The 13,259-nt window shown below is 39.5% G+C and carries 13 protein-coding genes; 3 read left to right on the plus strand and 10 right to left on the minus strand.

Annotated features, from left to right (window positions below; all coding sequences use genetic code 11):
- The first annotated feature begins 178 nt into the window (after positions 1-178).
- Both ACTRWE_RS18005 and ykgO read left to right on the plus strand, forming a co-directional pair.
- Positions 179-445 (plus strand): type B 50S ribosomal protein L31, encoded by a 267-nt coding sequence (locus tag ACTRWE_RS18005; RefSeq protein WP_262976452.1) that lies wholly within the window; start codon positions 179-181, stop codon positions 443-445.
- Positions 442-576, plus strand: coding sequence for a type B 50S ribosomal protein L36 (gene ykgO, locus ACTRWE_RS18010; RefSeq protein WP_036954899.1), 135 nt, complete (start codon positions 442-444; stop codon positions 574-576). The genes ACTRWE_RS18005 and ykgO overlap by 4 nt, the downstream gene beginning before the upstream one ends.
- A 54-nt stretch (positions 577-630) precedes the next feature.
- Here the strand turns inward: ykgO and ACTRWE_RS18015 are convergent, their stop codons facing one another.
- Both ACTRWE_RS18015 and ACTRWE_RS18020 read right to left on the minus strand, forming a co-directional pair.
- Complete coding sequence (locus ACTRWE_RS18015; RefSeq protein ID WP_262976453.1) at positions 631-1,017, minus strand: OsmC family protein; 387 nt, start codon at positions 1,015-1,017, stop codon at positions 631-633.
- Positions 1,018-1,026: 9 nt separating this feature from the next.
- A complete protein-coding gene (locus ACTRWE_RS18020; RefSeq protein ID WP_262976454.1) occupies positions 1,027-1,416 on the minus strand; it encodes a cytochrome b562 in 390 nt (129 codons plus the stop codon).
- A gap of 136 nt (positions 1,417-1,552) precedes the next feature.
- Here ACTRWE_RS18020 and ACTRWE_RS18025 point away from each other — a divergent pair, with 136 nt between their 5' ends.
- The gene (locus ACTRWE_RS18025) at positions 1,553-2,629 is read left to right on the plus strand and encodes an ABC transporter substrate-binding protein (protein ID WP_262976455.1); all 1,077 of its coding nucleotides are present in this window, start codon (positions 1,553-1,555) and stop codon (positions 2,627-2,629) included.
- A gap of 52 nt (positions 2,630-2,681) precedes the next feature.
- Here ACTRWE_RS18025 and ACTRWE_RS18030 read toward each other — a convergent pair whose 3' ends face one another.
- The 8 genes from ACTRWE_RS18030 to ACTRWE_RS18065 form a co-directional block, all read right to left on the minus strand.
- The gene (locus ACTRWE_RS18030) at positions 2,682-4,460 is read right to left on the minus strand and encodes a sugar phosphorylase (RefSeq protein ID WP_462880435.1); all 1,779 of its coding nucleotides are present in this window, start codon (positions 4,458-4,460) and stop codon (positions 2,682-2,684) included.
- A 20-nt stretch (positions 4,461-4,480) separates the two neighbouring features.
- Positions 4,481-5,701 carry a glycosyltransferase family protein gene (locus tag ACTRWE_RS18035; RefSeq protein WP_069438961.1) on the minus strand — a complete coding sequence of 407 codons (1,221 nt, stop codon included), beginning with the start codon at positions 5,699-5,701 and terminating at the stop codon, positions 4,481-4,483.
- Positions 5,694-7,436, minus strand: coding sequence for an HAD-IIB family hydrolase (locus ACTRWE_RS18040; protein WP_029609948.1), 1,743 nt, complete (start codon positions 7,434-7,436; stop codon positions 5,694-5,696). The genes ACTRWE_RS18035 and ACTRWE_RS18040 overlap by 8 nt, the downstream gene beginning before the upstream one ends.
- A 146-nt stretch (positions 7,437-7,582) precedes the next feature.
- A complete protein-coding gene (locus ACTRWE_RS18045; RefSeq protein WP_028834749.1) occupies positions 7,583-8,821 on the minus strand; it encodes a uracil-xanthine permease family protein in 1,239 nt (412 codons plus the stop codon).
- 9 nt (positions 8,822-8,830) lie between these two features.
- Positions 8,831-9,463, minus strand: a complete 633-nt coding sequence (upp, locus tag ACTRWE_RS18050; protein WP_008115315.1) for a uracil phosphoribosyltransferase — start codon at positions 9,461-9,463, stop codon at positions 8,831-8,833.
- A 133-nt stretch (positions 9,464-9,596) separates the two neighbouring features.
- On the minus strand, positions 9,597-10,574 hold the full coding sequence (locus tag ACTRWE_RS18055; protein WP_462880438.1) for a phosphotransferase: 978 nt from the start codon (positions 10,572-10,574) through the stop codon (positions 9,597-9,599).
- A gap of 211 nt (positions 10,575-10,785) precedes the next feature.
- The gene (locus ACTRWE_RS18060) at positions 10,786-11,892 is read right to left on the minus strand and encodes a serine hydrolase domain-containing protein (protein WP_462880436.1); all 1,107 of its coding nucleotides are present in this window, start codon (positions 11,890-11,892) and stop codon (positions 10,786-10,788) included.
- Positions 11,893-12,335: 443 nt separating this feature from the next.
- Positions 12,336-13,259, minus strand: a 924-nt coding sequence (locus ACTRWE_RS18065) for a transposase (protein ID WP_462880437.1), incomplete at its 5' end; no start/stop codon positions are given.

Below are 13,259 nucleotides of genomic sequence, written 5' to 3' on the forward strand. Positions count from 1 at the left end.
GTTATAGCAGCCTAAATACTAATAGCCAGTACTTTTGATCTAAGTGCTTATTTTTTGACTATTTTGTGCAAATACACAGCAATTACACTGCGTTTAAGGCTATTTGAAATGATTTGCAAAGGGAAAATAAATACGTTAAATTAAATGATATACTATCACATAACATTGAAGGCATTTAATGAAACCCAATATTCACCCTGATTACCATGTGGTTGCTTTTCATGATACTGCAGCCGATTCATATTTCATTATAGGTTCAACCATCAAAACCGACCGCACTATCGAAATAGACGGTAATACATATCCCTATGTGCCTATTGATGTCTCAAGTAACTCACATCCATTTTATACAGGCAAACAAAAAACGCTCGCATCCGATGGTCGCGTTGCGCAATTTAATCGTCGTTTTAAAAACTTATCTTCGGCTAAAAAGGAAAGCAAATGAAAGTATTAAGTTCATTAAAAAGTGCAAAACAACGACCTGGTTGTCAAATTGTAAAACGTAAAGGGCGCGTGTTCGTGATATGTAAAGATAACCCAAGATTTAAGGCCGTACAGGGTATGAATAAAAAATAGTGGGATAAAATAATAATGCCGAGTTTATTACTCGGCATTATTATTAAAGGGTATTTACTTTACTTCAACAGAAAACTCAGGCACTGCCTGAATAACCTTTTTCACGGTACATGTATTTACAGCAGCAATAAGTGCTTTTTTATATTTATCGGGGAAACCTTCAGGCAACCCAATTTCAATAGAAAAACGTTTTTTACCGTTTTCATCTACATTCTCGTTATTTTGTGTCAGCGTCATGCCGTCGGTTGAGATCTCTCTTTGCTGACAAAATTTACGCGCATAAAAACCAGCGCACAAAACCATGCTAACCAAAAAATAGTCAAATGGTTCTGGGTGCTCTGCCCCACCACCGGCATTGATGCTTTGATCGCTTATTACTTCATGCTCACCAAACTTAGTACTTAATTTTTGACCGTCTAACATTGAAACTGAAATTTCCATTGCTAATCCTCATTTTCCAAACAGTAATTCAAAAAAGCCTGGAGGCTCATGTAATTTATGATATTTTTTGCGTAAATTATCGATAGCTTTAAGTGGTTTTTTTGCAGCTTCGAGTTCCTGCTCATTAGCTATTTTTTTTGCCAACTGGGCTTGAACAAGTACTTTATCGAGCCCTTGCACCGACTTCTGAGCTTCTTTATAAAATTTGGCTTGCTTACTTTGCTCTATCAATTTAATAAATTCATCGATAGCACCATTAAATTCTTGCAGCTGGGTTGCTTCAACACTTTGTTTATAAGCCAGCCCAATATTTTTCATGGTCTTTTCTAAATCACTTACGTCATTAGCGGCAACTGTTTGACTAAAGAGTAATACTATTAACAATAAAACTGCTTTCATTCATAAATCCTAAAAAAATTAATTGCTGCATACATGCTAAACTTACTAGGGTATTATATAGCATAACGCTTAGATGTCACCACGGAGCTAGTTAGCAAGGTAAAAATCGAGCTTTATAAAATATATAGAGAAACATATGCCTTTGTTTAAATTATACCGCCTGATAACTTATACCTGCCTGCTATTCAGTAGTTACAGTATTAATGCCTTAGAGATCATATTCATCAATCCTGGCTTTTCAAATTCCATTGAGGCTGAGAGCAATAAAACCGGTGATTTTTGGTTTCATGTTTCTAAAATTATGCAAAATGCTGCCTCTGATTTAGATGTGACATTAACTATAAAGTACGCCAACCGAAATCATATTTTAATGAAAGAGCTGATCCAGCAGGCCATTAACGATAAGCCTGATTATCTGATATTAGTAAACGAAAAAAATGTCACCAGCCAATACCTATCTAAAATAGACAGTAACAAGGTTCCCATTTATTTTTTATTAAATCGCCCTTCCCCTGCGTCTCTCGAGCAATTGCAAACAAATGGCGCCAATGTGGTCGGCAGTATTACCCCTAATAATCGTGTTGCAGGTAAATCATTGATGCAGCAGCTTTATAAAAAGTTTACCAATAAAACAAAAATGCCAGCTCATACATTAGCTTTACTAGGGGATTACACAACCCCCGCTTCCACTTTACGTACCCAAGGGTTAATGGATTTTTTAGCGCAAACACCTAAAGTAACCTTAACCGCTAAAGAGGTTGCAAATTGGTCTGAGCAAGAAGGCTATATAAAAACCATGGCGTATATGCAGCAAGCCCCTGAAATTAACATTATTTGGTGTGCGAATGACGCCATTGCTTTTGGCGCAAAAAGGGCATTAAAACAGCTAAACATGCAATCTCAGGTTATTGTGGGTGGGATTAACTGGGATTCTGCGCCTAATAACGCATACACGCTTGATATATCGATAGGGGGTCATGTTTTATTAGGGGCTCATGCAATTATAAACTTATTTGATAACCATACTGATTTAAAGCGTTGGCCACTTTTTCACAGCACTAATGATATTTTTCAGCCACTCAACGATACAAATAAGCCTTTATATAATGCAATTAATGCGAATAACCTAGCCGAAATAGACTTTTCGCAGTTTAGTAAAACCCGCCCAGACGTTGAATTTACTATAGAAAACTTACTACTCGCGCTTGAGTAATGTAACTGTAAAGCCCCTTTACAGTTACATTGATTACTTTAAACGTCGTTATTTATGCTCTATTAGATAACCAGAGTGTTTGATACGGTGCTACTTGCATAGTTTTAAGCTCTTCATCCAGCACTGTTTTAGAGAGCAGCTCATACCATTGCTGTGTATTTATTAAGTTCAAATCGGCCAAGGTTAAGCTTTGTGGCTGACTGCTGATATTATAAATACAAAAAATACTTTGCTGGCGGTCAATGCTTTGTCGCCAAAAACCAAATAACCCCTCTCCTAAATGCAAAGTGAACTGTGTTGCATTAGGATGAAATGCCGCTTGCCTTTTACGCACTGCTAATAACTGTTTTACTCCATTGAATACTTGATGATGATGACTATATTTTTCTGCAATTGCTGCTAATAATTTAGATTCTTGCCAGCGATGACGGTTAATGGCGCGATTGTGCTGCGAATTATCAAAGCGTTCATAGTCATTAGTGGTGCCAAGTAAACTATGTATATACAGCCCTGGGATCCCCTCCATTGCAAACATAATGGCGTGAGCACATAAAAAGCGCTCAAGGCCAAATTTATCCGCGCCATTATGCGTTCCTTGTAAGGCATCAAATAAAGCTATATTAAGCTCATAAGGGGTATGTGTGCCATCGTGACTGGTGCGCATTGAAACGCGTCCCCCAAATTGCATGGTGGTACTGACTAAAGAAGCAACCTCACTGGGTTGCAGCAAGCCTTCAATTGGTCTTAAACCAATGCCATCATGAGAGGCTATAAAATTAAAATACGCAGTGCCGTTTTGTGCAGGCGGCATACTCATCATCCAATTCTTAAGCGCCGTACTATCACCACTGAGTAAGGTATGCAACAACAACGGCGGCAAGGCAAAATTGTAAATTGCATGGGCTTCATTGGCATTACCAAAGTAAGACAAGTTCTCCTGATTGGGAATATTAGTCTCGGTGATGATCACCACACTTGGCTCGGCATGCTCAATCAGCGTTCGTAGTAAACGCACTACTTCGTGGGTTTGCGGTAAGTTTATGCAACTGGTATTAAGTTGTTTCCATAAAAAGGCCACCGCATCAAGGCGAAATAACCGAATACCGTTGTCTAAATAATGACGAATAATACCGACAAACTCTTTTAACACCTCGGGGTTTTCAAAATCAAAATCCACTTGATCATGACTAAATGTACACCATACATGCTTTTCACCACTGGTTGTTGTTACCGTATTTAATAGGGGCGATGTACGAGGACGAACAACTTGGCTTAAATCGTCAGTTAAACTGGCTGTTTTAAAGTAGTCTTTCCCTGGGTGTGTATCAGTTAAAAAGTTTTCAAACCAAATACTTCGACTAGAGCAATGATTAATTACTAAATCAGCCATCAGTTTTACATCTTTTGCAATTGCGTTAATGTCTTGCCAGTCGCCCAGCGCTTCATTAACGTGTGCATAGTTCATCACCGCAAACCCTTCATCTGAGCTATACGGATAAAAGGGTAAAATGTGCAGTGCATTAAGCTGATGATCGCACTGCTCTTTTATAAAGCGATGCAAGGTTTTTAAAGGCGCCTCTAAAGGGGTGCCTACGGCTAAATCACTGTCTTCATGGTTTATTATCGAATCGCCATAGGCAATTAGCACAACATCTTGTTCATCCCAGCGGTTAGTGTGTGGCGTGGGATCGCGAAGTGGGTTATCACCTAAAATTAAGGTGATCAATTCTTCAGTCAATTCGCTTATTGCTATCGGTAATTCAACATCTTGATAAATAGCATGTAAATGTTGTTCAACTCGTTGAAAAAACTGTTCTTTAACTATACTCACAGGCGCCTCGTTTAATGATGTTAACTGTATTGCTCGTTATCTAGCTCAACGGCTTCTTTTAAACGCTCAAGTACGTCTGGCATTGCCGAGGCCACACGATTCCAACTCGGCACAAAGGGCGCTTCCATTGGGTTTTCTAAAAAGTGCTGACCGGCATTCATGATATTTTGCGCAAACATTTCAACGGCTTTTTCTTCTTGGTGAATATCCAGTGTTAAACCGTTCATTAGTGCATCATTATGATAGGTTTCAATAAAATCTAAACCTATACGGTAATATGTGGCTTTTAATGAGCGAATAGTTTCGCTGGTAAAGGTAACCCCTTGCGTTGCTAACTTTCTAAATAATGCTTTGGTGATATCAATCGACATTTTAGAAAGGCCAGCGGTTTGGTCGTCGATCGATAACGCCTGATGTTTATGATCGTAGTTATCGGCAATATCGACTTGGCATAATCGGTTATGAGAATAATTACGATACATTTCACTTAATACGCCAATTTCTAATCCCCAGTCACTAGGTATACGAATATCGTTTAATACATCGCGTCTAAACGAAAATTCACCGGCTAATGGGTAGCGAAACGAGTCCATGTACTCAAGGTAATCACGGCTGCCTAAAATGGTTTTAAACGAGCGCAATAACGGAGTAACCAATAACCGAGAGACACGGCCATTAATTTTTCCATTGGCGGTGCGCGGGTAAAAGCCTTTACAAAACTCATAGTTAAATCGAGGGTGTGCAACAGGGTATATTAACCGCGCTAATAAGCCTCGGTCATAAGTTAAAATATCACAGTCATGCAAGGCGATTGATTCAACCTCAGCGGTGGCTAATTTATAGCCCATGCAATACCACACATTACGCCCTTTACCGAGCTCGCGTGGCGCCACACCTAAGGCTTGAAGCTCTTTGTCGAGCGCTTGTAAGCGTGGCCCGTCGTTCCAAAGTACTTTGTGGTTTTGATCAAGCGCTTTAAAAAAGTTCAGTGCATAACGATATTGGCTTTCGTCGGCTCTGTCTAAGCCTATGGTAATTTGTGATAAATAAGGTACTTTTTGCAGCTCTTTAACAATATTTTGTAGCGCGGGGCCTTCTAACTCACTAAATAATGAGGGCAAAATAAGCCCCATGGGTCGCTGCTTACTAAAACTCAGCAACTCTTTTTCTAAATCGTCTACGGGTCTGTTGGCAATATTATGTAACGTTGTAATGATGCCATTTTGATAAAAATCAGCCATGTAAACTATACTCCTCAAAATTGGGTAAAATGCTGTTAATACAAGGTAATGCAGTGATTTCTTCTACCCAGCCTAACGGCGCTGGCAACTGAGAATAACGCGCTTTGTTATGGGTTAATTTAACCGGCTTTTTACTCTCTGGATTGGCAATAATAATGGCAATATCTGCCTCTTCTAGCATTTGCTTATCGTTATCACTATCCCCAAGCGCAATAATGCTTAGCGGCTTAGTAAACTGCGCAGTAAACTGTTTCACCAGCCATTGCTGCGCCATGCTTTTATCGGTATTTTTACCAATGTGGATAAAGCGCCCGCCTACTTTAACGTCGTAGCCGTACACTGTTATTGCGTTTATAAATTCGTTAAGTTTGTGCTCTTCGCCATGCCAGCAGAGCGGATCTGAATATTGACGATTCTGTGCTTGCGCCGCCTGTATCTCGTTTAACCCTGTGATGTGCATTACCTGCTCACACGATAACTCACTGAATAAACTATATTGGTCGCTGTAGTCTTTTTTTAAATGTGTTAAATCAGCCCATAAATTGCTAATGGGCGCCGCAAATGAATAACACCAATAGCCTTGGTATTCGCTGCAGCCAATGGGTCTGAGGGTAAAGTAATTTTCAGGAATATAGACAGCCGAGCCATTTTCAACAATAAAAGGCTGTTTAATATTGAGCGCTTGTTGCAGTGCCACCACTTCACTAAACGTTTTACTGGTGTTAAATACCACCGGCACACCGCTGTATTGCAGCTCTTGTAATAAAGTGTCGACCGCTTCGGTGTTGTAGTCTCTATGATTTAATAACGTACCATCTAAATCGGTAAAAATAATGGGCTGACCAATATTGTCGCTAGTTAACTGCATTGCGACTACATCACGGTGACTATCAAGCTCTATTAACGCATTTGCTTTGGCACTGAGGGTACTTAAATTTTCTCGGGTAATACGCTCAAAGTGAGAAATAAACCAAAGCAGCTGCTCGTCGGTCATGGTACCTGCGCCTTGGCCTTGTTTTGCGATTAGCTTGTGCTCTTGCTCTTGTCGCCATGCAAATACATCGTCAAAACTCGGCGCTTTAAGCATAATTGTGTAGTCAATTTTATTAAATACGGTTTTATACTCATTGGCTAAACAGCTATTAATACAGCGGCGCCATAGTCCTTGCTGATCGTATGATTTTTCTAGCTCATTAATAGGCTCAATTAAGGTAAAAGGCTGCTGTGGCTCACTGGCTACACACCACCCTTCTAAAATAACAATATCGACTGGCTGGCTATTGGTTAACCATTTATTTTTTGCTACGGGTTCATCTTGTTGTTTGTCAAAACGTGGCAGCGGTACATTAACCTCTTTATTTAACAAGCGACTAATGGTTTTATCCATAAGGGCAACATCATGTGTGCCTGGAACTCCACGGGTGGCAAATAAACAATGCACATCTTGTGCTAGCTGCTGACGTTTTTGGGTTGATAAATAAAAGTCATCAATAGAGAGTGCGACACAATTTAGGTGGGTGTTTTGCTCAAACCAAGTCACTAAATAGTCACCAAGCGTGGTTTTTCCTGAGCCTTGGCAGCCGTTGATGGCAACAAATAAAGGCGCATTTTTTTTGCTGGTTAAAATATCCTGAGCAATCACAGAAAAATACTGCTCACTAATATATTGATATTTCAACGGCAATTGATGTTTTACTAAAAAAGCATTTATATCCACACTATTGGCCTCCAATATAACAATCCCTGATTCAACTATAGGGTATGAATAAGGAAATGCAGTTACTAGACCAATATTATTTATTGTTACTTTTTAGTAGGTTAAAAAAAAAGCGCATTTAAAATGCGCTTTTTTGGTGCAATATTTTTAACCACAGTGCAAATTTAATTCTCGTTGCTCTGTGCTTTTGGGAATACTAAATTTAATACAATACCTAAAACAGCGCATAAACTCACACCTTCAAGGCTGAACTGGCTGCTACCAATGTGCATACCACCAATACCGCAAATTAAAATAAGCGCCACAATACTTAAATTGCGTGGTTCGCTTAAGTCATCGCCCGATTTAACCAAGGTGTTTAAGCCAATAACAGCAATAGAGCCAAATAATAAAATCATTATGCCGCCCATCACAGGCACCGGAATGGTTTGCAAACCCGCGCCCATTTTAGCTACAAACGCTAAACAAATTGCAATAATGGCAGTCCACATCATCACTTTGGGGTTAAAGTTTTTAGTTAGCATTACTGCACCAGTTACCTCTGAGTAAGTGGTGTTAGGTGGGCCGCCAAATAATGACGCAGCAGACGTGGCTAACCCATCACCAAATAAAGTGCGATGTAGCCCGGGCTTTTTCAAATAGTCTTTTTTTGTAACTTGGCTAATTGCCATCATGTCGCCAATGTGTTCAATAGCAGGCGCAATTGCCACCGGCACCATAAATAAAATGGCTTGCCATTTAAACTCAGGAAGTACAAAGTTAGGCACTGCCAACCACTGTGCATTACTGACTGTTTCAAACTGTACTACACCCATAAATAACGAAAGCGTGTAACCCGCAACAACACCGGCTAAAATTGGGATCAGTTTAAATACCCCTTTGCCCCACACGGCAAACACTAAAGTGACTAGTAATGAGAACATAGAAATAATAATGGCACTGTCGTAGGCAATAATTTGTGTACCACCATCGCCACTTTTACCCATGGCCATATTAACCGCAGCTGGCGCGAGTGCGAGGCCAATCACCATAATGACTGGGCCGACCACAATTGGCGGCAAAATTTTATGTAAGGTTTTTGTGCCTTTAAACTTCACCAATAAACTCAACAGCATATAAGTAAAGCCCGCTGCCATTAAGCCGCCCATAGTGGCGGGTATTCCCCACATTTGCACTGAGGCAATAATGGGTGCAATAAACGCAAATGACGAGGCTAAAAAGATAGGCACTTGGCCTTTAGTGACAAATTGAAACAACAAAGTACCTAAACCTGCGGTAAACAACGCAACACTCGGATCGAGACCCGTTAAAATAGGCACTAATACCAGCGCACCAAACGCTACAAATAGCATTTGGGCACCCGTTAAAATGGTTTTTATTGAAAACGTAGAATTATTTTGCACTGCTAAACCCTAGTAAACCGTACCGAAAATTTTATCACCTGCATCCCCTAATCCTGGGATAATATAGCCTTTTTCATTGAGGTGGCTATCAACTGAGGCAGTAAAAATCTCTACATCTGGGTGAGCGGCTAATGTTTTTTCAACGCCCTCAGGCGCAGCAACCAGTACAATGACTTTAATTTCTTTACAGCCTGCTTTTTTAAGCATATCGATGGTGGCGATCATAGAGCCACCAGTAGCCAGCATTGGGTCAATCACTAAGCTTAAACGCTCATCAATATTACCTACTAGCTTTTCAAAATAAGGTACTGGCTCAAGTGTTTCTTCGTTACGCTCTAACCCCACTACACTCACTTTAGCCGCTGGGAGTAATTGCATTACGCCGTCCATCATCCCAAGGCCTGCGCGTAAAATTGGCACAACGGTAATTTTTTTACCTTTAATATGCTCAACTTTAAGTTTATTACCGTCCCAACCTGTAATTTCGTTATCTTCTAATTCTAGGTTTTTAGTGGCTTCGTAAGTTAATAATGTGCCAACTTCTGAACACAACTCTCGAAAACTTTTCGTGCTAATTCCATGCGCGCGCATTAAACCTAACTTATGTTGAACAAGGGGGTGAGAAATAACGTGAATAGCCATAGTAATAAACCTAGTGATAAAAAACTTGACGTATTTTATATTAAAACAGGCCGTTTGACTGTTAATTTTAGCCCTGATTTCATAGTTCGTGCCAAAATATTTAATTTAGCCATAACTGTTCAACTTTTTGTGTTTATGAGTTGTTACTGGCTAACCAATTATTTACCTGAGCATGCATGTAGCCGTTAATTTTTTTATGCTCGGGGCTCCACCCAAGTAAAAACCGATAAAAGTCTGCCCACGCCACCGGCCATAAATGAGCCCATTGTGCAATAACGTCATCCGCATTCACTGCTGGTTGGTAGTGACTGAGTGCGTTTTTAAACTGGCTAAAATAATAGTTGAGGTAAGTTTGTGCGTGTTTGTGAAGCTCAGAATCATCCATACAACTGGTCATAAAATACATAACATCTACCACCCCAACACCTGCACCCACATATTGAAAGTCATAACCGAGTATATGCCCTTGGCTATTAGCGGCAAAATTAGCAAGCTTGGCATCACCATGAATTAACGTTTGGTAGTCACATTGCTTTAACGCGTTATTTAATTGAGTAGCTGCCTGTTTAATATCGGACTTTTTAGGTAAGTTATTAAATTCATCAGGCCGGGTATCTAAATGCCAATAACTTCCTTGCGGCCATAAACCATCAAACTTTGTATTTAAATGAAAGGCATTTAAATGAAAGGCATTTAAATGAAAGGCATGAAAATGTGCCAACCACTTTAATATGGCTTTTATATTCTCGGTGGTTGCTTGGGTGTATCCCAGCTTTGAAAAGTCTTTAAACACCAAGGCATACTCATCACCTTTGTTGATTGCTTTTATGCATTCAATAGCTGTCGCTTGCTTGGGCAGTTTATGGCTAAATTGCTGATAAAACGTATATTCAACTTGATAAGAGTCACGCTTCCTAGTCAGGGCAAAGTTGCTTTGTTTAATTTTAGAATGATTAATGTGATCGGGTACTTTAATCGCTTTAATTACACAGGCTTGCTCATCAAGCTGACACTTCACAATATGGCCGCAGCCGCTCCAAAGTGAGGTTAGGGTTTCGCCAATAGCTATACGTTGAAAATGCGGAGTAAGTAATGGAAGATAAAAAGACATAGCCATATTAGGTTGCTAAATTTTAGTTAGCTTAACATTAGACGGTGTTTTTAATAAAAGGTCTTAGTAAAAAGCTCTGTATGTTTTTTCACAACCCTGTATGTAAAAAACGAATGCTAGTTTTTGAATGGGTGGCAAAATTAACTATGCCACTACAAACTTATCGTCGAATTGAGCGCTTTACCCGCTGAAATACTTTGTTGTATCCATTTTAGTTATGGCTTTGTTTAACAATAGAAAGGATAAGACTATCAATGTCATTATTCACTGCGCCAATACTACTATTACTTAAAATCACATAACCAAAGTTAAGGTCAGTAATAGAGCGTGATAGCGAGACCCAACCACGATTAAATCCAGCAAAGCCAAGACTGCTATTCTTTGCGTCAACAACATAGCTCATACTCCAGCGCCCATTAGTGTTTGGCGCGGGCTTTATCATCAGATCAATTAATTTTTCTGGTAGCAACCCTAAACCATTATAATCACCATCGTTGTTGCGCAACACAGCCATATTAAAGCGTGCTAAGTCTATTGGCGTTGTCTGTAAACCAGCAGCTGCTTTCTCATTAAAATAAACCATGCCCGTGACTTTGCCGGAATTATCGTAAGGTGTTGCCGACTTTTTGATAACTTTTTTAGTAATGTTAAAAGTAGAATCCTTCATATTTAGAGGCTTAAACATGTATTGCTGCATATAGTCTTCAAATGCCATGCCTGACACATCTTCAATTAAAAGTTGCACCACTGAATACCCACCACCAGAATAAGACCATTTTGTATCGGGCACATGAATAAGTTCAACAGATCCGGCGCCATTGTTATTGCCATTTAATGAGTCAACTATAGATGTTAACTTTTCTGGAGACTCCCAGCCTGTATATGGGCCAAGTGACAAGCCTGAAGTGTGAGATAAGATATTTCTCAATGTTACTTTTTTTGCGTTAAACTCAGACTTAGGGATCTGCCAACGTTTGAGGTATTGGTTTATTGGCGCATCTAAATCGACTTTGCCTTGAGCTACAAGTTGCATTACTCCCCAAACAGTAACCAGCTTAGAAATAGACCCTACGTTAAACATTGTGCTTTGGGTAATCTCAGTTTTGGCTGCTACGTCGGCAAAACCATAGGATCGAAACTCTAGAACTCTATTTCCATTGACAAATGCAAGTGCAACACCAGGAGCTTTGTGTTTATCTAAAATCTTTGGTATGTCATCTTCCAAGCGCTCTGTGATCTCAGACACATCAGTAAACTCTTCAGCGGTAGCAAGACTAGCTAAAAACAATGTAAATATTATCAGTATTGATTTAATCATAACTTTCCTTAGTTCGTAAAACGCCAATATAAACAGACTTGAAATAGTTGGCTAAAATATTAAACAGTGTGAAAACAGCCAACGGTTTTTTTTCGTTTGAATATTCTTACTAAATACCGTTTGTTACTGATAAGTATTTGCTTTTACCGAAACTGACATAATAAATAGTTAAAAAAAGCAATTTGAATATATTACTACCAAAAGAATTTTTAATAATAATTCCTTTGTCAGTAATTGAGGCTACGGTATCATATGATGACACCCATCTTAACGACCTATTAAACCTGTGTCACAAAATTCACTATTAATCTCTGCATTAGTTTCTTGCAACTTTAAAAGACTGATTTCAGCTTTAAATAAGTAAATATCGTTGTAAAACTTAAATGACAGACATGGAAATACCTGCTCTATACAGTAAGTTTACGTATTTGATTGATTAAGCTTTATGCGAGTAATTTTTCGCAGTTACTCATGTTTGCTCGCCGCTTTCTTCCTAAATTTTCACAATAGCTTTCATGTGAAGAAGGTCTACCGACTGCACCATGGAACACACGCGTAAATTGTGTTGTCAATTTCAACCAGTTCTCAGGGCTAATATTGACTCGCTCTAGTAAAGGAAGGTATGTACTGTCAATGTGCCCCCGCTTGTCTTCTCTTATAACACGGCCTGTTAATTCAACGAGTTCAAGGTAGGATTTAAGTTCAAAAGGTAGGCCTTTTGGCATGATTTGGCGTGGTAAGCCTGCAAAACGTAATAAACTTTTAAGCTGCTTGCCTGTTGCTGCACTTTCTAATCGCTTTTTCACGCTGGTATGATTTGATTCTTCGGGGGTGCTGGCTATCTTTGCCCTAATTGGATTTAAATCTACATACGCCATGCAAGCAGCTAGTGCGGCTTCATCTAGCAAGGCCTGTGATTTAAAGCGCCCTTCCCAGAATCGACCAGTGCAGTTGTCTTCTTTATTCGCTTTGCGCGCAATATCTTCATTTAACAAGCGCATAAACCAACTGATGCTAGATAGCCGCTCTCGGTATTGTTTTACTGTTTGATTGAAAAAGATAAGCTCTGCTTTAGTGAGTTTTTCACCTTGCAGGTATTTTTGCGTTAATAACGTGCCTTTACACACTTTATGCCAACGAATAATAATGGCTTGGTCATTTAGCCTATTAGCCTTTTTATCATCTACATACAGTACTAAATGAGTGTGATTACTCATCACAGCATAAGCGCACACATCTATGCAAAATACCTTCGCTAGTGCAAGTAACCTATCTTCAACCCAGCTTCTGCGGTGCTCATAAGACTGACCTGTAAAATGGTCTTCTCCGCATAAAAAGGCTCGGCGTACACAGCGTGAAATACAGTG

Source organism: Pseudoalteromonas sp. G5_S1_54_S4, assembly GCF_054968565.1.